The sequence below is a fragment of the Desulfosporomusa polytropa genome, from assembly GCF_055380075.1.
The window spans coordinates 711,376-732,329 of the sequence record NZ_AP042400.1 but is presented as its reverse complement, the minus strand read 5'-3'; the positions used below and the strand labels follow the sequence as shown (position 1 = coordinate 732,329).

Genomic DNA, 20,954 nt, shown 5'->3' with positions numbered 1-20,954 from the left:
TTTAGCGGCCTAACATATACATAACTGCATTGACAGAAGCTGCCGCAATCGGACTGCCACCCTTATTGCCTAGCACAGTAATATATGGTACAGGCGCAGTCGTATGCAGCAATTCTTTCGACTCAGCCGCACCAACAAAACCAACTGGCACACCAATAATAAGCGCTGGCTTAATATTCTCTTCTTTAATCATTTTCAGTACTTCAAACAATGCGGTTGGTGCATTGCCAATAGCTACAATGGCACCATTAAGCTGTGTGCCGAATTTACGCATAGCTGCCATCGAGCGGGTAATACCGGCTGCTTTAGCTTCCTGAGCCACGGTCTCATCAGCCACTAAGCAGAACGCCTGCCCACCAAATTGGGCCAACCGGCGTTTATTTATACCTGTGCGCACCATTTCAACATCACAAAAAATATTACAACCGGCTTTCAGTGCAGCAATCCCTGCGGCAATAGCCTCCGGATGCACTTTTATAATAGTAGCATAATCCGGGTCACCGGCTGCATGGATGATTCGTGAATACACCTTGATGGTCTGTTCGTCTAAGTGGAATTCAGCCAAGTATGGCGCAATAATTTCCATACTGCGTATTTCAATAGCCATCGGATCTTTTATGTACGACATCAGTGCTACCTCCCTTATAAATTGACGTTAACTCTTTGTTAACCAATATTGTTTACCCTATTCATTACTTGTTCTTGTGTCTGACACAAATTCCTATAGTTGATATCTGGTCTGCCGATTACAATAATCGATAAATTCAGCTCAATTGCTGCCGCTATTTTAGTATCTGCACCGCCGATTGTCCCGCTATTTTTAGTTATAATGACTTCGGCAGCATATTCTTTAAATAGCGCTATATTAAGTTGCTGAGAAAATGGCCCTTTGATGGCCACAATGTCACCTAAATCAAAGCCTACGTCAACACACTCTTGTATAACATCAGGTTGAGGCAGCACCCGCGCAATCAGGCGGCAATTTGCCAATGATGGTTCGTCTCTAAATGTTTTTAGTGTACGACTGCCAGTAGTTAGGAATATCACCTTGCCCAGACTGGCTGCCAGCTTAGCCGCATGAGCAGCATCGCTGGCAACATATAATCGTTCATATTCTGGAACACAAACCTCGGAGCGTTCATACCGAATATATTCAATACCTGTAAGCTCACAGGCCGCCATGGCATTTAGTGAGCCATTCACAGCATAAGGATGGCTGGCATCGACAATGACCTCAATGTTCTGGTCGGCAATTAAACTTTGCATACCACCTACTGTCAATGGCCCGGCATGAACACGAATACCCGGCAGTTCAGCTAAGCTTCGGCCATATTCGCTAATTACCGAAACCATCACCTGATGGCTGGCTTTTGCTAAACGCACAGCCAATTCCCGGCCATCAAGCGTTCCAGCCAGCACTAAAATCATAGGTGATAGCCTCGCGGCGTCACCATTTTCCCATCAACTACATACGTCTGGCTATTGCCAATGATGACCAGCGAAAACATGTCAATATGTTCATTCGTGAAATGTTCCAAGGTCGAGATTTTCATGTTCTCTTTGGTTCGGCTGGCATGATGAACAATACCGACAGGAGTGTCAGGCCCCCGGTGTTTCAATGCAATTTCGCGCACTGTTTCAATTTGACTTGTCCGCCGGATACTTTTTGGATTATAGATAGCAATAACAAAATCTCCAGCCGCTGCCATCTCGACTCGCTTTTGAATAACCTCCCAGGGAGTCAACAGGTCGCTCAAACTGATAACAGCAAAATCGTGCATTAATGGTGCACCCAAAATGGAAGCTGCTGCTCCAACAGCACTAATACCAGGAACAACACTAACTTCAGGCTGAATAGTTGCCGGATATTTGGCAACAAGTTCAAGAACAAGACCAGCCATACCGTATATGCCTGGATCACCGCTAGAGATAACGGCAACCTGTTTGCCTTCCATCGCTTGCTCTACTGCCGCCTGGCAGCGATCAATTTCCTGCATCATGCCTGTGCCAATAATTGTTTTCCCTGGCAACAAATCTTTCACCAAGTCCAAATAGGTATCATACCCGACAATAACCTCCGCACATTCAATAGCTTGCCGGGCGCGCGGTGTCATGTCAATAAAACTGCCAGGCCCTATTCCCACCACCGAGAGCTTACCGGCGTGATAGCCACAGTCACTTTGGGATACTTGGTTTTCGGCAAAATCAGATTGCTGGTTTTCCCCGCTAGAATTGCTGCTGGTTCGCATACATTTCCCACTCCTATCTTTTCTTTAACAAAATTTGATAACGACAAGGCATGTTGTTCAATACATTCTTGCAACTGCTCATTGGCAAAAAATTTAATAGGAACCGCCAATTGCTGCGCAGCTGCCAATAGACCAATTTCGTCTGCTTTGACTACTGTACTCCCAATTATTGCCACACTCTTAACACTGCATTTAGCAGCCTGACAGGCCTGATTGATAGCCGACAAAATTTCAGTGCTGGTCGTACCACGACGGCAACCAATACCAATGGCTAAGCTGCCTGGACGCAAATACAGATGTGGTTTGGAAATACTGAGTATCCTGTCGGTAATTACTATGGCTGCATCATATTCCTCAATAAGAGCCAATTCACTGCTATCAGCTAATACAACCCCTTGTTTCGCTGCTAAACAAGTATATTTCTCTTGTTCGGCCAATTCGCTATCCAGGAAAAACGTCACTTTGTCGCCATTAACAATGGCCGAATTGATTATTTTTAGGGAATTAAACGGTTCTATCACTAAGTTAAGTTTGACGGCAAGCACATCGGCTGCTGGTAATTTTGCGACATCCGTAGCTGTCGTAATAACCGGCGCGGCTCCGGCAGCCTCCCCCACCAACTGAGCCAGCTCATTGGCACCGCCAATATGACCTGACAACAGGCTAATCGCAAAATTACCGCCATCATCCATAACCACTACCGCCGGGTCAAATCGTTTATCCTTGACATAGGGCGCAATTACCCTCACAACAATACCTGTTGCCATAATAAAAAGCAAACCATTATAGTTTGAAAACAGTTCGCCTACCAAATCACTTAAACGACAGTAGGTATGAGGTTCATTGCGCGGGTTGCGCCCAATCTTGGCATAAATATCAACTTCAGTTCCGATAAGGGGCGCTATCCTGCCGGCTAATTCAGCGCCTTTATTAGTTACTGAAATGACTGCTATTTTCACAGCCTACTTGGCCTCCCTGAACATATGTCCAAATTCAGGAGCATAGAGCCTGGATAAAGCGTAATCTGTGCTTAAAACCTTGCCAACAACAATCATGGCCGTGCGGTCAATATTATTTTCCCGCGCAAGCTGGGCAATGTCAGCCAAGGTACTACGGTAGATTTTCTGATCCGGCCAGGAGGCCTTTTGCACAATAGCTACCGGCGTTTCTTTGGTATAACCACCATCTATTAGCTCTTTTACAACATTGTCCAGCATATGCACACTCAAAAAGATGCACATGGTTGCTTCATGACTGGCCAACTTAACTAGCTTTTCTTTTTCAGGTACAGGAGTACGGCCTTCTAACCGGGTAATAATCACCGTCTGAGATACATCCGGCAAGGTATATTCCTGTTTTAAGGCAGCTGCAGTAGCCAGGAAAGAACTAACTCCGGGGATAACCTCAAAGGAAATATTGCTAACTGCCAATTTATCCATTTGTTCCTGGATGGCACCATAAATGCTGGGATCCCCTGTGTGGAGTCTAACTACCAGTTTGTTTTCTTTTACCCCTTGTTCCATAACAGCAATAACCTCATCCAGCGTCATTGATGCGCTGTTATAGATGGCGGCACCATTTTTAGCCAGTGAAAGCAGTGCCGGATTGACCAATGAGCCAGCATAAATAATGATATCGGCCTGTCCCAAAAGCCGTTGGCCTTTGACAGTAATTAGTTCCGGGTCGCCCGGACCGGCTCCAACAAAAAAAACGTTCATTAGTATATCTCCCTTCTTCTTAGGCTGTTATAACCCAGCCTGGACCTATTTACTACAAGCGATTATGTATATCGGATTAAGTGCCTTGAACATATTACTGGTACCTACTGGTTGAATTCGGGTTACCTGGACAGCGCAGGCATCCACGCTGTATTCCTTTTTAGCTCTCATAATATGGAGCGCAGTTGACAGCGTTTCCACCGTGACGGCTGTTATCACCAGCCGGCCACCCGGTTTAAGCAACTTATCAGCACATGCTAGTATATCTGGCAAAAGCCCACCGCTACCACCAATTAAAATAACATCAGCAGCTGGCAATCCATTTAGGGCCTCAGGGGCGGCTCCCAGTATGGCCTCAACATTACTAGCTTTAAATTTAGCGGCATTAGCCTTAATTAATTCAATACCTTCTGCTTCCCGTTCAATCGCAAATACTTTGCCCTGTTCGGCTAATAAAGCAGCTTCTACAGACAGCGAGCCTGTACCTGCACCAATGTCAATGACAGTATCGTTAGTGGCAATAATGGCTTTTGCTAATGTTAATATCCTAATTTCCTGCTTCGTCATCGGAATATCGCCACGAATAAACTGGCTGTCTGGAATCCCTAGTCTCTGCGTCATGATTTCACCACCATTACACTATGTTCAAATCCAGCAATTGTTTTTGTCTCAGCCAACGTCGTAGCAACTACTTCTTCATTATCATAGGACAGGTTGGTACATAACCATACACAAGCATTCGTAGGCCAACCATGTTCTAACAAAATACCAGCAATGTTCGCAGGATTATGCTGCGTATCTGTTAATATCCCCAACTTATATCCAGGATGATAGCATAGTACGTCATCAGCCGCCTTACGGCCATGCATACTGATTAAAGCCGCGTCTTGCCAAACCTCAGCCACTCGCGCAAAAGCAAGCTGCACTGAACTAATCCCTGGGATAACAGTAAGACATTCTGCGACAAAACGCTTTCTCAGCGCAGTCAACATACTGTAAAACCCGGGATCACCTGATACCATAACAACTACATCCTGACTGGCAAGCTGCTGCTCAATAAAATCAAGCACACCGCTAATATCTTTATCAATCACCTTGGTAACCTGATTAATCGACGCAAACGTATCCAGCGCCCGTTGGCTACCGACCAAAATAGTAGCCGCTGCAATTGTCCGGCTGGCTATTGGCAACATATAATCAGGCGAACCGGGACCAATACCGACAATAATTATTCGATAGGTACATTCCATCCTAAATGGCCTCCAATTTCCCGGGCCGTCTGATCAAGGCCCAGTATCTCTCCCTTCAAAGTCACGATGACTGTCCCCACGGTTAAATCACCAAACACATAACGCATCGCTCTGGCACTAGCCCTTTCAGCTAATAAATTATATACCTTATTCATATTATAGCGAGCAATAATTGGCATAGCTGCTTCTGTTGTAGTCGAAGACAATATCTCTTCAATGGCAGCCTGTGGCGCCCCGCTGACAGCCAAATAGGCAGCTAATGTTTCCATCCGGGCATCAGCCATTCGATTATGAGTGTGAAATATTCCGGCTGACACCTTAACAATTTTACCTAGATGACCAAACAAAAGCACCTGCCGCATTCCATACTTCACGGCATGTTCCAACATATGCCCCATAAAATTGCTAGTTTGCACAACCGTTTCTGCTGGCAAACCATACCGATTAATGGCAATATCCTGTCCAATCTTCCCAGGCGCAAAAACGATTTCGTCATATCCCAGCGCCTGCACCACACTGATCTGAGGAACTAGCGAATTCTTAAAAGCTTCTTCAGACATGGGTTCAACAATCCCGGTAGTACCAATAATGGATAAACCGCCGACAATTCCTAATATGGGATTGAGCGTTCTAGCAGCTAATGCCTCCCCGTTGGGAACCGAAATAGTAACAATAGCACCTTTGCCTGCTGGCAAACAATCATTAACTGCTTGCGTAATCATAGTACGCGGTCCAGGGTTTACAGCCGGTTCGCCTACCGGCATAGCCAGACCCGGCTTTGTCACCGTCCCTACGCCCTCACCGGCCCTGATAATAATACCTGGTTGATCAGTTATAATTACTTCAGCTGCAATTTTAACCCCATTCGTAATATCCGGATCATCACCAGCATCCTTAATTACCCAGCCAACACCACCATGTGTCAGCGCATGACTTTCGGCTATTGGTGCTACCAGCATTATGCCTTGCGGCGAAATGACCTCAACTGCAGCAACCTGCTGACCTTGCCAAGCCATTACTGCCGCCTTGGCCGCTGCGGCTGCACAAGTCCCTGTAGTTATTCCTTTGCGCATTTGCTTGTCAGACAATAGAAAAACCCCCTTAGCAGGGGGTATAATACCAAACAATACATAAATTTTGCCTGATTATTGTACCCACACCTGCCTATCTTCCGTAGGTCCTAACGGCGTGTGTTAGAACAGGCAGGTCTCCTGACTCTGGTTCATCGCCGCCCTAAGCCTTCCCGGTTTCCCAGTGGCAAATTTAGGAGGCATCCCCATTACAGTGGCGGGACCGTGCCGGTATTACACCAGACTTCCCTATTAAGCACAAAGCACCCATTCCCTTACACTATCAAATTATGTTAGTGGTATAATTCCATATACTTGACTATTTTCCTGCTAACAAGACAATTATTATCAAAATTAATTAAGTACGCCCTTTCCTGCCAAAAGATTACACAGTTGCAAAAAAATCACCCGCTGCTTATCTTGGGTGATTTTCTTCCATATCTTTTATAGTTTTTCCTTGATGGAATGGTAAGTCCGACCCAAACCATCAGCAAGCGGCATCGCCGGCTTCCAGCCAAGAAGAGTAACAGCCGCCTTGTTAGACAACGTAGAATGATAGATATCGCCGTCTCTTGCTGGCAAGTAATTCGGTTTTGCTGATTTAGCAGCCGCTTTATTTAATAGTGCGGCAAGGTCATTGACACTAGTCTGCGTCTGCGTACTGACATTATATACCCGGTTTACCGCTGACAACGGCGCAGTAAGCGCTTGGCAATTCGCCTCAGCCACATCACCGACATAAATAAAGTCCCTTGTTTGACCACCATCACCAAAGACATACATAGGCTGCTCTTCCGCTATTTTGCGGGTAAAGATGCTCACTACCCCGCCTTCGCCGCCATCTCCCTGACGTTCTCCATACACATTGGCATACCGGAGAGCAACATAATCAATATGGTATATCTGGCTGTATAACGCAAGATACTTCTCACTGGTGCACTTGGTCAGACCATAAAAGGACCCTGGCTTAAGCTCCATATCTTCAGTAATCGGCAGACTGGCAGCATCGCCATATACAGCGGCGCTGGAGGCAATGGCCACGCGTTTGACGCCTGTTTTACGGCAGGCTTCCATTACATTCACCAAGCCGAGTAAATTAACCTGACAATCAATATCAGGATGCTCAATCGAATAAGGCACAGCCGTCTGCGCAGCAAGATGCAAAACACAGTCAAATTTTTCCCGTGAAAACAACTCTACCAATGTATTATCCAATATATCCATTTGAACAAGCCTGGCTCCAATATTAACATTGGCTCGTAATCCAGTACTCAAATTGTCAATTATGACAACTTCCCAGCCTCTGTCTATCATCTTATCCACAGTGTGCGAACCGATAAAACCAGCGCCACCAGTTACTACTACCTTCAAATTCATCACCCTTTACTGTTACTCAGCCTGGCAAATGACACGAGTTCAATATTCTCTTGTTGCAAACGACTAGCAACCTGGCAGCTGGTCACTGCCTGCAGTTCCTGCTGCCAATGGTATTGCCAATTAAATATGCTGTTGAGTGCAGCCTCATCAATGCCAGGATGAACCATAACTTCTGTTATACCTGCAGATAAGTTGTTTATAATATTGAGTAGAAGCCTTTCTTCCATACTGCCGCCTGCTAACATTCCATAGAAATAATCGGGTGCAGCTAGACCAGCCTGCCGGGCCTTAAAACGAGCCAAGCCAGCCAGCGTGCTAAGACCAAAGCGGCCAATCACCCTGCCGGCGCCTGGTTTAAAACCACCTAAGAACACCAGCGATTCAGCCGGTATCCGCATAGCCTGGATATTGAATTCTTTAGCAATACTTAGCACAATATCGAGAATCCCCGGCACCACATGCATATGCTGATGGCTGTCAAGATGAGTAATCTTAAGTCCAGTTGATAGTATTTTTTTCACCTGTCCAGTAAGCTCACGGTGCATATCAGCAAGGCGAATATCTCCCAAACAAAACTTTTTTAAAAATGCCGGATAACTAGTATATAACATCCCCTCACCATCAACTAGTGAAGGAATGGAACTAGGTTCAGCTATCGGCAATCCGCCTACAAGGGTAAGATGAACACCAATTCCGAGCTGTGGATGGTCAGCAGCTACAGCTACCGCATGTTCAAAAGCTGGAGCACCGGCCATAATCGAAGTACTTGTTATACAGCCCTTAATATGGCCTTCAATAATACCAAGATTAATATTTTCATGCAACCCAAAATCATCCGCATTTACAATTAACTGTTTCATATTTAACCTCGAAAAGGACTTCAGCCGCATATTTCTGCTAGGGCAAAAAATCCCTGGTATGACTTGATATGTGTTTTCTGATACTAATATTGGTCACATGACCAAATAAAAATTTAGGGAGGTAATCACATTATGGAACAATCCAAACAAAGCAAACAAGCAGCAAGTAAAAGTGAATATGGTACCTTGACTGCCAAAATGGATGCTAACAACGATTACTCTAGTAACACCACCGGAACGTCTGGAACTTCCGCTACTTCTTCTACCACCACAGCTTCCGCTACCTCGGCGGATATGAACAAATTAAGCAAACTAGCTAAACAATCGCAAACAGGCAGCAGTACTTCAGCCACTAGCTCGAAAAGCGCTATGGCTAACCAAACCTTAACTGCCAAATATGATGCAAATGGTGACTATACTGCTGAATAATCACTAAAGCCAAATGCGGCGCCGGACTTAGACTTCGCAGTCCGGCGCCGTCTATTAGCTATCTACACACTCAGTATGTGTGGCATAGGCGCTATGGTTATGAATGGATTCATAGTTCTCACATTCAATTTCAAACCACTGAACACCATCAATCTTGCGCAACGTTAATACTAAGTCTCTGAGTACATCTTCAACAAATTTAGGATTTTCATATGCTTTTTCGGTAACATATTTTTCATCCCCACGTTTTAAAAGGGAATATACCTGACAACTGCCTTGTTCTTCCATCATTTTTGCCAAATCTTCAATCCAGATAAAATTTCCAGGATGCTGTTTAATCTTTACCCGCATAATGCCCCGCTGGTTATGCGCCCCATATTGTGATATTTCCTTGCTGCAGGGACATAGTGAGGTAAATGGTACCGTAATACCAAACATAAAGTCCAGATGCTCACCGCGGGTTAAGTTAGCAGAAAACATGCAATCACAATCAAGCATACTTTTGAGACCACTCACAGGAGCCATTTTTTCAATAAAATATTTAAAAGTAATATCAATATGGGCGCGTTTGGCCTGCAAACGATCAATTGTGTCTGTTAACATATACTCAATTTCCCGGTAGGACACCGGCTTTTGACTCCAGTCGCTGAGGATTTCAATAAACCGGCTCATATGTGTCCCTTTGAACTCTTGCGGTAAATCAACAGTAAGCTTAATTTTGGCTAAAACGCTTTGAAATGAGCCGCTTTTAGTTTTTATTAAAAACGGCAGATGCACATCACTGACTCCCACTTTTTGAATTGCAATACCACGTTCATCACAGCTATTTTGGACATCCTTAATACTGGTATTTGTGCTGCGCCCCTGGGTCGTTGGCTTCATAATTACTCACTCCTAGCATGATACAAAATCGGATCAATCCGGCCTGCTTCAGCAAACCCTTTTAGACGCAAAAGACAGCTGTCACATCGCCCACAAGCCACATCTGTGCCTTCATAGCAGCTTGTTGTCAGCTGGAGTGGTGCACCTAGCTTGTCCCCCAATAATACAATATCTTTTTTGGTTAAGCTTATCAGTGGCGTCTCAATCATAATTTTTCTGCCATCTTCCGCAGTTGCTTTAGTAGAAAAGTTAGCCAATTGCTGAAACATAGCAATAAACTCGGGTCGACAATCAGGATAACCTGAGTAATCGAGAGCATTAACACCAATATATACCCGTTCAGCGCCTGTTACCTCTGCATAACCAAGTGCATAGCTAAGAAATATCAAGTTCCGTGCAGGTACATAAGTAATTGGTACTGTAGTTGCACCAATTTCGCCTGCCGGTACAGCTATACTCGTATCTGTCAAGGCGCTACCACCAATAGCCTCCATATTGGTTTCAATAATTAAATGGCGGCTAACCTTATAATGTTCAGCTACGCTAGCGGCAGCAGCAAGTTCTTTTTTGTGCCGCTGATGGTAATTAAAGCTGATCGGTAAAAGTTCATAGCCTTCATTACGTGCAACAGCCATGCATACAGTAGAGTCCAGTCCGCCTGACAATAGCACGACGGCCTTTTTGTTCATAAGTAATCCCCTTATTTCAATTATTTATTTTAAGCTCTAATAACTTTCACAATACTCAGTGTTTTGTTACATTCTAAATCAATATATTCTTTATCTTCGGTAACAACTATTGGTCTTGCTGCCATAAACTGTCCCAGGTAAATTACTTCAGCCTGGCGACCATCACTTAATTCAACAATATTGCCGATAAAATAGTCGCGAACATTATTTAAAAAAATTGTAACAATCTCCGGGTCGAGTTTATTAAACATTTCTCCAACAACCATTTCGACTACAGCAAATGGCGAACTTTTTCGATGATAAACGCGATCTGAAGTCATGGCATCATATATGTCGGCAACCGCAATAATTTTCGCATATCTATGGATTTGATCGCCTGGGACGGCAAGCGGATAGCCACTGCCGTCAAACCGTTCATGATGCTGGAGAATTCCGTGAATGACGCCTTGGGGAATGCCTGGTTTATCACGCAGCAGCTTGTAGCCACGGGTTGTATGCAGCTGCATAATCTCCATCTCTTCAGGCATAAGCTTGCCAGGTTTATTTAATATTTCAAGTGGAATTTGCGTTTTACCAATATCGTGAAGCAAACCGGCCAGTATCAAATCCTGCCACTCTTTACCTACATAGCCAAGCCATTTACCCAGTACCCCACAAATAATAGCTACATTAACCGAGTGATGAAACGTATAATCATCCTGCCGACGCACCAAATTCATATGATTAATTACACCATGCGCATTAATCAGCGGTTCAATCAAATTATTAGCCAAATCCTGCAGAGTATTTAGTGCAACATCTTTAAAAAATCGGGTTTTAGTAAATGCATCTTTCACTACATTGATAGTATTTTCATAGTCTTCATAGAAATTTTTCTGGACAGCAGTTTCCGGAATAGAAAAATCAATATCTGGTTCAGCAGGCAATGCCTGTTTGATAAATACGGTGGTCACATTCCAAAATTGTAAGCCTTGCAGTATACTGTCTGTTAAAATTGTACCTTCACTTAAAATGACCTTATCATCTGGGGTTAGTACCATCCGGCCAATTTCCATGCCAGCCTCTGCCTCGCTCACCGAATATGGTTTGATGCAATATCGTGCCGCCACACTTCTTCCCTCCCCCCGCCTAACCACTGTTTTATTTTTTTACAAATAAAGAAAGTTACAATATTAACAATTATAATTGCACATATTTTCAGTTTTTCCTGCTAACAACCTATTAAATTAGTTATATCTGCTTAAAAGTCTTACAATCCAGCTTCAAAACTTCTCTTAATTTATCCATACAATACCGCTAACAAACTGACAGGGCTTCTTTTAATGCAACCTGCTGGACCACCTTAAGTGGCATTCCTGACTTCTCAGCAATTTTTCGGCAATCTTCGTATTCAGGCGCTACATTACATATTTTTCCCTGGTACGAACTGATTTTCACCTTAACATCTCCCCAAGGTAACCCGATAACAATAAATTCACGGTCAGCCATCGCTCTTGATACCGGATAAAAGCGCATACCAATAGAAGTGGTTTCCTGCAAGATTATCTCGGTTACCTTGGTCTGACAATTTGAAGTAACCAGTACTGATAATGTAGTTGCAGGCCGGTTTTTCTTCATAATAATTGGGGTCAGCCAGACGTCCAATGCACCAGCCGCAAATAACTTGTCCATTATATACCCATAGTTTTCGGGGTTTTGATCATCAATATTGGCCTCAATTACCAAGCATTGTTCATCAGGTTCAATCTTACCTTGGCTAGTTGCGTTATTGTCTCTTGCCTCACCTAAATAGAGACGCAAAACATTTGGAATAGCGAGATTCCAGGTACCGGCACCATACCCAATCTTACTGCTCGTAAAACCTTCTGGCATTTTACCAAAACCATTGCCCAGTGTTGCTAGGATAGCGGCTCCGGTAGGCGTTACCAGTTCTTTTTCAATCTCACCCTGATAATAAGGAATACCATGCAGCAATTCGGCAGTAGCCGGTGCTGGCACCGGAATAAGCCCATGACAACAGGTAACAAAACCGTTACCAACATGAAGACGTGAGGCATAGATTTGCTCAATAGTAAGATAATCGAGAGCCCACGCCGCACCGACAATATCAACAATGGAATCCACTGCGCCAACTTCATGAAAATGAATTTCATGAAGCGGCATACCATGAACTTTGGCTTCAGCCTGAGCCAATCGGGTAAATATAGCTTTACTGGTTTCCTTTACAGCAGCTGTAAGGGTTGAATGATCAATAATAGCAACTATATCAGCCAAATTACGATGTTCCTGTACCGCTTCATCGACTTGAACATCCAGATAGCAGGCGCTGATACCACCTTTATCAACCCTCGACACGCTCAACTGATACCCTGTTACTGGCAGTTTGGCCAACTCAGTCCGCAACAACGCTTCTGGTGCACCGGCATCCAACAAGGCCCCCAGCAGCATATTTCCACTAATACCAGCAAAACAATCAAGATAAATCGCATTACCTTTTATATCCATAGTTATACTCACCTCTGGTGGTTAATCATGCTGGCCATTCGGCCTGCCCCAAAACCATTATCAATATTAACAACAGCCACTCCGGCTGCACAGCTATTAAGCATACTTAACAACGCCGCCAGGCCGCCGAAACTTGCGCCATAACCGATACTTGTTGGCACGGCAATAACCGGTTTCGCCGCCATACCACCGACAACACTGGCCAGAGCACCTTCCATGCCAGCGACCACTACAAGCACATTGGCTTTTTCAATCAACTGGTGCTGGTCAAGCAAACGATGGATACCCGCCACACCAACATCATACACCCGTTTCACTTCATTGCCCATCATCTCAGCCGTAACAGCAGCTTCCTCAGCTACCGGAATATCACTGGTTCCGGCGCTCATAACCAAAATGAACCGTTCTTTATCTACTGGTGGTTTCTGGCGTTCAATAGTAATAAGTCGTGCCAATTCATGATACTGGGCATCAGGCACAACTTGCTTTACCGCTTCATACATCGGTTTGGTCGCTCTTGTAGCCAAAATACTATGATTATACTCAGCCAGCTTCTCAATAATAGCCTGCACCTGGTTAACTGTTTTCCCTTGACAAAAAACAACCTCCGCAAACCCTTGGCGCAGCAGTCGATGATGGTCCAGCTTAGCAAATTTCAGATCTTCATAAGGCAGTATTTTTAGCTTATCCATAGCTTCATCAAGTGTCAGATCGCCTGCCTTAAACTCCTTAAACAGACGACTCACATAATCCTTATCCATTTCTACACCTCGAAACCTTCCTTTTTGCATAATAACATCTCTGAGACTTAATGGCAATAATGTCGACATTATTGCACCTGAAGTAATCTCTGTTAGACAATAGCATAAAGACATAATGTCCTCTACGAACATTATGTCTTTATAAGTATTCCATAGCAACAGTAAAAATCCTGTTATTTATAAATGATTTTTCTAATTCTGCAATTGAGGAACAGGATAAGAACTTTCTAAAAGCTCTTCCAGACTCTCAATAATCTTTAGCTGCGTTTCTTCCATTAGTAGAATCCCCTGATTTAGTAAAATTATTTGTGGATGAAACCTAACCGGTATCTCCTGAGCAGCCAACTCCAGATGACCAATAGCAAGTTCCATTTGTTCAGCAGCAACTAAAACTTGACTATCAAGTAATCGCTCCAAGAGTATATAGTGATAGGTTTGCACCAACTGCGCAGCTTGGCTGTAGCCTTCACTGTTATAGTGATAATGAGCAAATTCGAAAAAACGGGTAACAAACTTGGCGAATTCAGGATTGTTAGCTAGCGTCATATTAGCAGCAGCAGCATATATTAGCTTGTTCAGCTCACAAATATAACTATTTTGTAACCTCATTAATGCCAGCAGATTATTCACCGCTTCTGTCCGATTAAACACTATCATCCCCCCAAGGCGGCGTGTCTCAACATTACATTGTATACTATTCGGTTACCGTATATTATGTCACTATCAAATTCAAAGCCGTCGCAAAGCCTGCTTTAAAGGATATCCGTCTCTAATACCGAATATTTGTATAAAAATAGTGAAGGAGGTTCACTTCTATGGCAATGCTTACAATAACTGACAAAGCCTTGGAATATATTAAGTCCCACGGCAAACCGGTATATCTTGAGCTTTTTCAGGTAATTAGCTGCTGAATTGATATACGTGAAAGCCCGGCTGTACGCCTGGGGCAACCGCATGACCCTCACAACTATACTCTTGAAGAAATACAAGAAGTCATGGTTTATATTCCCAATGAACTGCCTGAAATACCACTGACGATTACCCTCACCAGCTTTTTCTGGTTCAAAAAGCTCGTCATTCAAGGCTGGTCGTTAGCATAATGGGAAGCCCTAGCGTTATACGCTAGGGCTTCTTCCTGTTATATCTTCTGTTTTAATGGGTTTAAAATAATTCTGTATTTTATCAACAAGTAAATACACCAACGGGATAATGACCAATGTCAGGAAAGTTGATGTTATTAAACCTCCAATTAATGTTACACCCATCGACGAGCGAATTTCAGCACCGGCGCCAATGCCCAACGCAATAGGTGCCATACCCAAAATCATAGCCATGGTTGTCATTAATATGGGACGCAACCGTACTGATCCGGCCTCTACCAGCGCGTCGACAATAGGCATTCCCTGCCCTCTGAGTTGATTAGTATAATCAATCAGCAATATAGCATTTTTTGTTACCAGACCCATCAACATAATCACACCGATTAGCGACATGATGTTTATGGTACTGCCCGTAATTAACAGTCCAAGTATTGCTCCAATCAAGGAAAATGGTAATGATAACATAATCGTCAGTGGATGCACAAAACTTTCGAACTCAGCCGCTAATACCATATAAATAAGAATAATCGCCAGTACCAGAGCTTTAGCAATCTCTTTAAAAGAATTTTCCATTGTCTGCGCTTGGCCTACCAACTTATGATTATAACCCATAGGCAAATTAAGCCCCGGAATTAACTCTTTGACCTTGGCAATTACTTCACCTGGTGAAACGCCTACTGCGTTGGCATACACAATTACCTGACGCTGACGGTCTTCACGATCAATCTGCGTCGGACCGGAAGATAATTTAACTTCAGCAATATCGCCCAGCCGAACGAAGCCATTTTTGCCACTAATGCGGAGATTAGCCACGTCTTCCAGACTCAACCGATATCCCTGCTGCATTTGCACACGGATATCGTAGTCGCTATCAGCTACATTATATTGGTTTTTAGCAGTATCACCCAAAAAAGCCGTTTGCACAGCATTACCGACAACGGTAGCATCTAGACCAACATCACCTAACCGGGCTGGATCAAATTTCACCTGCACCTCTGGTTCAGATTGCTCACTGGATATGTCCACATCTGTGGTTCCCGGAATTTGTTTTATTTTTTCAGCTAAGGAATTGGCATACATATTCAGCGTATCTAACTCTGGCCCGCGTAGTGCTATTTGCACAGGACGGGAATCGCCTTTCCCCATACCTTGACCTGACGACACGTTGACTTTTAGCCCGTTAACATTACGAAATTTAATTCGAAGTGCATCCATAATTTGCATCATGGAACGAGAACGCTTACCCGAATCTATCAAACGTATGCCAATCATGGATCGATACACCTGACGATTAGTACCAACAACCAGGTAGGCTGATTCCAATTCAGGTATAGCCATAATCTCTTTCTCGACCTGGGCCACTAATTCTTTACTACGTTCAATAGACGTTCCTGATGGCGCTATCAGATTGATACTAAATTCACCTGAGTCATAGGTAGGCTGAAACTCGGATCCTAAGAAAGGTAGTAATAACGCATTAAGCAGCAGCGATAGGATAGCCAGTGCTACCAGCTTTTTGGGGCGCAGTAACGCCCAATACAGCACTTCCCGATAGTAGCTCCGGAGAGTTTCAAAACCTTGTTCCCACTTATCTAGTATCGATTCAAGCCATTGTATACGGCGACCTTGTCCAGCATGACCAGTTTCTAACCAATAAGCGGACAACATCGGCGTAAGCGTAAAGGCTACAAATAGAGAAAAGGCTACGGCAAAAGCTATTGTTAAGCCAAACTGTTTAAAAAACTGACCAATAATCTCACCCATGTTACCTACAGGCACGAACACCGCGAGAATCGAGAAAGTTGTCGCCAAAACAGCCAGAGAAATCTCTTTCGTACCTTCTCGCGCTGCCACTACGGGACTTTTACCTTGCTCCATGTGGCGGAAAATATTTTCAACAATAACGATAGCATCATCAATAAGAATCCCGACTGCCAGGCTAAGCCCCATCAGCGACATATTGTTAAGCGTAAAATTCATGATCTTCATCAAAAAGAAGGTGGATATGATCGAAGTAGGAATGGCAATGGCACCAATCATAGTTGCTCGCATGTTGCGTAAGAACAGGAATGTAATAGCCACAGCCAATAAACCACCAAACACCATAGATACCATGACATCATCAACACTATCCCTAATGTAGACAGAGTTGTCCCGTACTGTTGTCACTTTCATATCTGGCGGCAACACATTCTGCTCTAAATGCTGCATCGACTGTTTTACTTTTTCAGCTACCCCCACCGTGTTGGTACCTGACTGCTTCTGAATGGTAATAATTACACTTGGTACACCGTTGGTTGCCGCATAGGTTCGTTCTTCTGCCCAGGTATCTGTTACACTGGCTACATCCTGCAGACGCACCAAACGTCCTTGCTGGTTGAGAACAACAATGCTTTTAATATCATCAACACTTTTATATTTACCGAGAGTTCTAACAGTTAGCTCAATACCCTGTTCCTTAACATGCCCACCAGGCGTATTGACATTGTTATTGTTGACAGCATCAACTAATTGCTGTAACGAAATCCCATACGCCTCAAGCTTACGAGGATCAGCCAATATCTGTATCTCGCGTAGGGCAGCCCCGTAAATACTGACCTCAGCCACACCCTCAACCTGTTGGAGCTGATCTTTAACAATATCTTCAGCAATTTTCCGGATTTCTCCCCGAGTCCTCGTCTCTGAGGATAAACTAAGACTGAGAATAGACTGTGCTGTAATGTCATACCGCTGTACTACTGGTTCATCAATTTCATCTGGCAAGCGCCTCCGGACACCGGCGACCTTCTCTCGCACATCATTGGCTACCATCTTGGCGTTTGTTCCTAGTTCAAACTCAATGGTCGTCTGAGATACCCCTTCTCGCGACACAGAAGATAGCGTCTTAATACCCGCAACTGAACTTACCGCATCTTCAATTGGCTTAGTAATAAGGCTTTCCATCTCTTCTGGTGAAGCGCCTGTATAAGTAACGCTTACTAAGACGATGGGAAAGTCCACATCAGGATTAAGATCAACGCCGAGACTCGGATACGAGTTAAGACCGAATACCACCAGCAACATAACCAGCATGGTAGTAAATACCGGACGCTTTATAAAAACATCAATCATCTACTTGGCAGCCTCCCCTGGAGCTTCCAGTCTGACTGTTGAACCGTCCCTCACTTTATTTTGACCGGCAATAACGATTTGCTCACCGTCTTTAACACCGTCAAGCACCTCAGCCCAGCCACCGACAACAGATCCCAGCTTAAGCGCACGCTGCTGCACTTTGTTGTCAGCCGTAAGTACAAAAACTGTCTTAATATCTTCCTTCATTACCAGCGCTATTTCCGGCACCACCAACGCCTGGGCATGGATCTGAATAGGAGCTTCAACCTTAGCAAACATACCTGCCTTCAAAATACTTTGCGGATTAGGAATCGATATTTCTGCAATAAATGTCCGCGAAGGCATAGCCGCTACCGGCGAAAGACGGGTAATGGTACCAATAAACTCCTGCCCTCCTAAAGCATCGACCCTTACTTTAACAGATGTTCCCAGCGTCAGCTGCGCAATCTCGGCCTCGCCTACGGTGGCCTTGGCTAAAAGTGTACTAATATCAGCAACACTAACAATGGCCGTACCTGCTTTAGCATAGTAACCTGATTGCAAATAGCGCTTAACAACTACCCCGCTCCGCGGCGAGTTTACATTAGCACCTGAAAGTTTGCTAGCATTTAAGGCTAACGTCCCCTCAGCCGCGCGAACCTGACCAACATCCCACTCCCGCTTAGTCCTAGCCGAATCAAGTGTTTGCGCTGAGATGGCTCCCTGCTGAGCAAGCGTCTCCATTCGCCTTAAATCAAGCTCCGACTGCTCAAGATTGGCTTTGGCCTGAAATAAAAGTCCCTCAGCCTGAACTACCTGAGCCGAAAGTTCCCCCATATCAAGGATGGCTATTGTCATACCGTCGGAAACGGTATCGCCTTCATCAACAGTGAGCCTATCGATACGTGCATCCACTTTGCTGGAAATGTCCGCACTCCATACGGGCTCAAGACTGGAAGAAAAGGTTAACACCGGGGTAATATCCCGTCTGGTTATAGCCGCTACTTCAACAGCCACCACCTGCCCCTGGGATGCCCGCGCTGCCCGTTCTTTATTTGCTTGTGTAGTGCTATAAATCCGGTAGCCGACAATTCCAGCCAAGACTAATGCAATAACAGATACAATGATAATTGCTTTTTGCTTCCTGCTTGCCACCTGCTCATTCCTCCAATTTTTTTGATACCCACTTTCTATTCGACAAGCCCCCACTCTCTCCTGCCTTTATAAAGTAAATTAAAATTTTACAATTACAACTAGGAAAATACAAAAATGAGATTACTCCGCAAAACCCACAATGGCTATATTACCCCAATATAGTCATTGCGAGGATGTACAGCGAAGCAATCTCACTTCTTATGGTGGTTGATAATTATGTAACCTGCTCTAATACAGCCTCAATAGTGGCCTCCGTAACCTCATGGGTTATTTCTACGTGACCAATTCGGGACATCAACACCCAATTAACCTTGCCATTAAGCACTTTTTTATCTCTGACCAAATAACTTACCAGCTTCTCTGGATGATAACTTGGTGCTGTAAGTGGCAGGTCCAGCCGGTTAAGCAGCTTTTTCAAAGTATCCACATGACTTTGTTCGCACAGTCCGACTCGTTGACTGATCAACGCGGCCGCATGCATACCAATAGCAACCCCTTCACCGTGATTATATTCAGAATAACCACCCTCAGCCTCAATAGCATGTCCGATCGTGTGTCCAAAATTCAAGATCATACGCAGCGCGCTTTCGCGCTCATCTTGAGCAACAATGTCGGCTTTAAGCTTACAGCACTTGCCAATAACAGTTGTAAGTACCGCCGGGTCACGTGCCAGTAGCGCGGCAGCATTGTCTTGTAAGAAAGTAAAAAAATCGCTATCAGCAATAACGCCATACTTAACGACCTCAGCCAAACCAGCCTTCAATTCCCGATCATTGAGAGTGTCTAAGGCCTGTGGATCAATAACTACCATATGGGGCTGGTAGAAAGCACCAATTAAATTTTTCCCAAGCTCATGGTTAACGGCTGTTTTACCACCAACACTTGAGTCCACCTGCGCCAGTAATGTTGTCGGCACTTGAATAAAAGGCACACCGCGCAAATAATTGGCAGCCACAAAACCCGCCAAGTCACCAACAACACCGCCGCCTAATGCAATAATAGCGGACTTACGGTCAAGCCTCTTGGTAATAGCCTCTGTAAATACAACATTTGCTGTAGCAAGTGACTTTGAACCTTCACCAGGCGGTACAGCTAAAACAGCAGGCTCAAAACCTGCTGCCACCAGACCACTAGACAATTTCTCCGCATAAAGTGGACAGACATTTTCATCTGTCACAATAAGAACTTTATTTCCTAATGCGAGTTTACGCATCAGCTCACCTACCTGGCTAATACCATCGGGAATAATATGAATAGTATAGCTATGTGCATCCAGCTTAACGTTAACTTCGGCCACGCAAATGCCCCCCTTCTCTAAGCAACACGATAATTCTTTCTGTCACCTGCTGTGGTGACATACAACTGGTGTCTATGGTATAGTCGGCCTTCATGTAAAGACTGGCCCTATCCTGAAAAAGTTTAGCTACCCGTTCCGCTCTATCTTCGCAATCTAACAATGGCCGAACACCACGCCGCGCTGTTCTCTCAAGAATAGTGTCCAGAGAAGCAGTAAGCGAAACAATAACACCGTTATTCTTAAGCCTAACCATATTTTCCTGTTTGAGCACCACGCCACCACCAGTAGCAACAACCGTATTGGTGTAACGGGCTACGCGTGAAATGATTTCCCGTTCTATCTGCCGGAAATAGTCTTCACCATAAAGCTGGAAAATGTCACTAATAGCCAGCTCTGTTTCTTGCTCAATTTTTTTGTCAACATCAATAAAGGGGCGGTTAAGCCGTCCTGCTAATAAGCGCCCGGTGCTGGTCTTGCCAGTACCCATAAAACCTATTAAGACTATGTTTTTCACTTGTTCCT

Annotated in this window: 22 protein-coding genes and 1 riboswitch; of the genes, 2 read left to right on the top strand and 20 right to left on the bottom strand. The window is 44.3% G+C overall.

Annotation, left to right across the window (positions count from 1 at the left end; all coding sequences use genetic code 11):
• Position 1: 1 nt before the first annotated feature.
• The 10 genes from ACZ449_RS05150 to ACZ449_RS05105 all read right to left on the bottom strand — a co-directional run bounded on the left by ACZ449_RS05150 (position 2) and on the right by ACZ449_RS05105 (position 8,524).
• Positions 2-628, bottom strand: a complete 627-nt coding sequence (locus ACZ449_RS05150; RefSeq protein ID WP_464259988.1) for a precorrin-8X methylmutase — start codon at positions 626-628, stop codon at positions 2-4.
• Between the two features lie 38 nt (positions 629-666).
• Positions 667-1,428, bottom strand: a complete 762-nt coding sequence (gene cobK / locus ACZ449_RS05145; RefSeq protein ID WP_464259987.1) for a precorrin-6A reductase — start codon at positions 1,426-1,428, stop codon at positions 667-669.
• Complete coding sequence (gene cobJ / locus ACZ449_RS05140) at positions 1,425-2,114, bottom strand: precorrin-3B C(17)-methyltransferase (RefSeq protein ID WP_464261817.1); 690 nt, start codon at positions 2,112-2,114, stop codon at positions 1,425-1,427. Before cobJ ends, cobK begins: the two co-directional genes overlap by 4 nt.
• Before the next feature lie 20 nt (positions 2,115-2,134).
• Positions 2,135-3,208 carry a cobalt-precorrin 5A hydrolase gene (locus ACZ449_RS05135; protein ID WP_464259986.1) on the bottom strand — a complete coding sequence of 358 codons (1,074 nt, stop codon included), beginning with the start codon at positions 3,206-3,208 and terminating at the stop codon, positions 2,135-2,137.
• 3 nt (positions 3,209-3,211) lie between these two features.
• Complete coding sequence (gene cobM, locus ACZ449_RS05130; protein WP_464259985.1) at positions 3,212-3,967, bottom strand: precorrin-4 C(11)-methyltransferase; 756 nt, start codon at positions 3,965-3,967, stop codon at positions 3,212-3,214.
• 45 nt (positions 3,968-4,012) lie between these two features.
• On the bottom strand, positions 4,013-4,588 hold the full coding sequence (cbiT, locus tag ACZ449_RS05125; protein WP_464259984.1) for a precorrin-6Y C5,15-methyltransferase (decarboxylating) subunit CbiT: 576 nt from the start codon (positions 4,586-4,588) through the stop codon (positions 4,013-4,015).
• Positions 4,585-5,217 (bottom strand): precorrin-6y C5,15-methyltransferase (decarboxylating) subunit CbiE, encoded by a 633-nt coding sequence (cbiE, locus tag ACZ449_RS05120; protein ID WP_464259983.1) that lies wholly within the window; start codon positions 5,215-5,217, stop codon positions 4,585-4,587. The genes cbiT and cbiE overlap by 4 nt, the downstream gene beginning before the upstream one ends.
• The gene (gene cbiD / locus ACZ449_RS05115) at positions 5,196-6,290 is read right to left on the bottom strand and encodes a cobalt-precorrin-5B (C(1))-methyltransferase CbiD (protein ID WP_464261816.1); all 1,095 of its coding nucleotides are present in this window, start codon (positions 6,288-6,290) and stop codon (positions 5,196-5,198) included. The genes cbiE and cbiD overlap by 22 nt, the downstream gene beginning before the upstream one ends.
• A gap of 111 nt (positions 6,291-6,401) precedes the next feature.
• Positions 6,402-6,573: riboswitch (cobalamin riboswitch) on the bottom strand.
• Between the two features lie 158 nt (positions 6,574-6,731).
• Positions 6,732-7,658: an NAD-dependent epimerase/dehydratase family protein gene (locus tag ACZ449_RS05110; RefSeq protein ID WP_464259982.1), complete on the bottom strand. Its 927-nt coding sequence runs from the start codon at positions 7,656-7,658 to the stop codon at positions 6,732-6,734.
• Between the two features lie 5 nt (positions 7,659-7,663).
• Entirely contained in the window at positions 7,664-8,524 is an 861-nt protein-coding gene (locus ACZ449_RS05105; protein WP_464259981.1) for a ChbG/HpnK family deacetylase, read from the bottom strand.
• A gap of 132 nt (positions 8,525-8,656) precedes the next feature.
• On the opposite strand from ACZ449_RS05105, the gene ACZ449_RS05100 reads away from it, so the two are divergent.
• A complete protein-coding gene (locus tag ACZ449_RS05100; RefSeq protein ID WP_464259980.1) occupies positions 8,657-8,953 on the top strand; it encodes a hypothetical protein in 297 nt (98 codons plus the stop codon).
• A gap of 54 nt (positions 8,954-9,007) precedes the next feature.
• Here the strand turns inward: ACZ449_RS05100 and folE2 are convergent, their stop codons facing one another.
• The 6 genes from folE2 to ACZ449_RS05070 form a co-directional block, all read right to left on the bottom strand.
• Positions 9,008-9,796: a GTP cyclohydrolase FolE2 gene (folE2, locus tag ACZ449_RS05095; RefSeq protein ID WP_464261815.1), complete on the bottom strand. Its 789-nt coding sequence runs from the start codon at positions 9,794-9,796 to the stop codon at positions 9,008-9,010.
• A 41-nt stretch (positions 9,797-9,837) separates the two neighbouring features.
• Entirely contained in the window at positions 9,838-10,524 is a 687-nt protein-coding gene (gene queC, locus ACZ449_RS05090) for a 7-cyano-7-deazaguanine synthase QueC (RefSeq protein WP_464259979.1), read from the bottom strand.
• Between the two features lie 29 nt (positions 10,525-10,553).
• A complete protein-coding gene (locus ACZ449_RS05085) occupies positions 10,554-11,633 on the bottom strand; it encodes an HD-GYP domain-containing protein (protein ID WP_464259978.1) in 1,080 nt (359 codons plus the stop codon).
• Positions 11,634-11,820: 187 nt separating this feature from the next.
• The gene (gene larC / locus ACZ449_RS05080) at positions 11,821-13,029 is read right to left on the bottom strand and encodes a nickel pincer cofactor biosynthesis protein LarC (protein WP_464259977.1); all 1,209 of its coding nucleotides are present in this window, start codon (positions 13,027-13,029) and stop codon (positions 11,821-11,823) included.
• 8 nt (positions 13,030-13,037) lie between these two features.
• On the bottom strand, positions 13,038-13,790 hold the full coding sequence (larB, locus tag ACZ449_RS05075) for a nickel pincer cofactor biosynthesis protein LarB (RefSeq protein ID WP_464261814.1): 753 nt from the start codon (positions 13,788-13,790) through the stop codon (positions 13,038-13,040).
• Between the two features lie 192 nt (positions 13,791-13,982).
• Positions 13,983-14,441, bottom strand: coding sequence for a hypothetical protein (locus tag ACZ449_RS05070; RefSeq protein ID WP_464259976.1), 459 nt, complete (start codon positions 14,439-14,441; stop codon positions 13,983-13,985).
• A 260-nt stretch (positions 14,442-14,701) separates the two neighbouring features.
• Between ACZ449_RS05070 and ACZ449_RS05065 the strand changes: the two genes are divergently transcribed.
• Positions 14,702-14,890 carry a CC/Se motif family (seleno)protein gene (locus tag ACZ449_RS05065; protein ID WP_464261813.1) on the top strand — a complete coding sequence of 63 codons (189 nt, stop codon included), beginning with the start codon at positions 14,702-14,704 and terminating at the stop codon, positions 14,888-14,890.
• A 15-nt stretch (positions 14,891-14,905) separates the two neighbouring features.
• Here ACZ449_RS05065 and ACZ449_RS05060 read toward each other — a convergent pair whose 3' ends face one another.
• From ACZ449_RS05060 to ACZ449_RS05045, 4 genes are all read right to left on the bottom strand, one after another.
• Positions 14,906-18,001 carry an efflux RND transporter permease subunit gene (locus tag ACZ449_RS05060; protein ID WP_464259975.1) on the bottom strand — a complete coding sequence of 1,032 codons (3,096 nt, stop codon included), beginning with the start codon at positions 17,999-18,001 and terminating at the stop codon, positions 14,906-14,908.
• Positions 18,002-19,135, bottom strand: a complete 1,134-nt coding sequence (locus ACZ449_RS05055; protein WP_464259974.1) for an efflux RND transporter periplasmic adaptor subunit — start codon at positions 19,133-19,135, stop codon at positions 18,002-18,004.
• Positions 19,136-19,349: 214 nt separating this feature from the next.
• On the bottom strand, positions 19,350-20,432 hold the full coding sequence (gene aroB / locus ACZ449_RS05050) for a 3-dehydroquinate synthase (RefSeq protein WP_464259973.1): 1,083 nt from the start codon (positions 20,430-20,432) through the stop codon (positions 19,350-19,352).
• A complete protein-coding gene (locus tag ACZ449_RS05045; protein WP_464259972.1) occupies positions 20,419-20,946 on the bottom strand; it encodes a shikimate kinase in 528 nt (175 codons plus the stop codon). Before ACZ449_RS05045 ends, aroB begins: the two co-directional genes overlap by 14 nt.
• Between the last annotated feature and the right edge of the window lie 8 nt (positions 20,947-20,954).

Coding starts and splice junctions, on each gene's coding strand:
- ACZ449_RS05100 (WP_464259980.1), top strand. CDS start 8,657: ATGGAACAATCCAAACAAAGCAAACAAGCAGCAAGTAAAAGTGAATAT.
- queC (WP_464259979.1), bottom strand. CDS start 10,524: ATGAACAAAAAGGCCGTCGTGCTATTGTCAGGCGGACTGGACTCTACT.
- cobM (WP_464259985.1), bottom strand. CDS start 3,967: ATGAACGTTTTTTTTGTTGGAGCCGGTCCGGGCGACCCGGAACTAATT.
- larB (WP_464261814.1), bottom strand. CDS start 13,790: ATGGATAAGGATTATGTGAGTCGTCTGTTTAAGGAGTTTAAGGCAGGC.
- cbiE (WP_464259983.1), bottom strand. CDS start 5,217: ATGGAATGTACCTATCGAATAATTATTGTCGGTATTGGTCCCGGTTCG.
- cbiT (WP_464259984.1), bottom strand. CDS start 4,588: ATGACGCAGAGACTAGGGATTCCAGACAGCCAGTTTATTCGTGGCGAT.
- cobK (WP_464259987.1), bottom strand. CDS start 1,428: ATGATTTTAGTGCTGGCTGGAACGCTTGATGGCCGGGAATTGGCTGTG.
- ACZ449_RS05150 (WP_464259988.1), bottom strand. CDS start 628: ATGTCGTACATAAAAGATCCGATGGCTATTGAAATACGCAGTATGGAA.
- cbiD (WP_464261816.1), bottom strand. CDS start 6,290: ATGCGCAAAGGAATAACTACAGGGACTTGTGCAGCCGCAGCGGCCAAG.
- larC (WP_464259977.1), bottom strand. CDS start 13,029: ATGGATATAAAAGGTAATGCGATTTATCTTGATTGTTTTGCTGGTATT.
- cobJ (WP_464261817.1), bottom strand. CDS start 2,114: ATGACACCGCGCGCCCGGCAAGCTATTGAATGTGCGGAGGTTATTGTC.
- ACZ449_RS05105 (WP_464259981.1), bottom strand. CDS start 8,524: ATGAAACAGTTAATTGTAAATGCGGATGATTTTGGGTTGCATGAAAAT.
- ACZ449_RS05060 (WP_464259975.1), bottom strand. CDS start 18,001: ATGATTGATGTTTTTATAAAGCGTCCGGTATTTACTACCATGCTGGTT.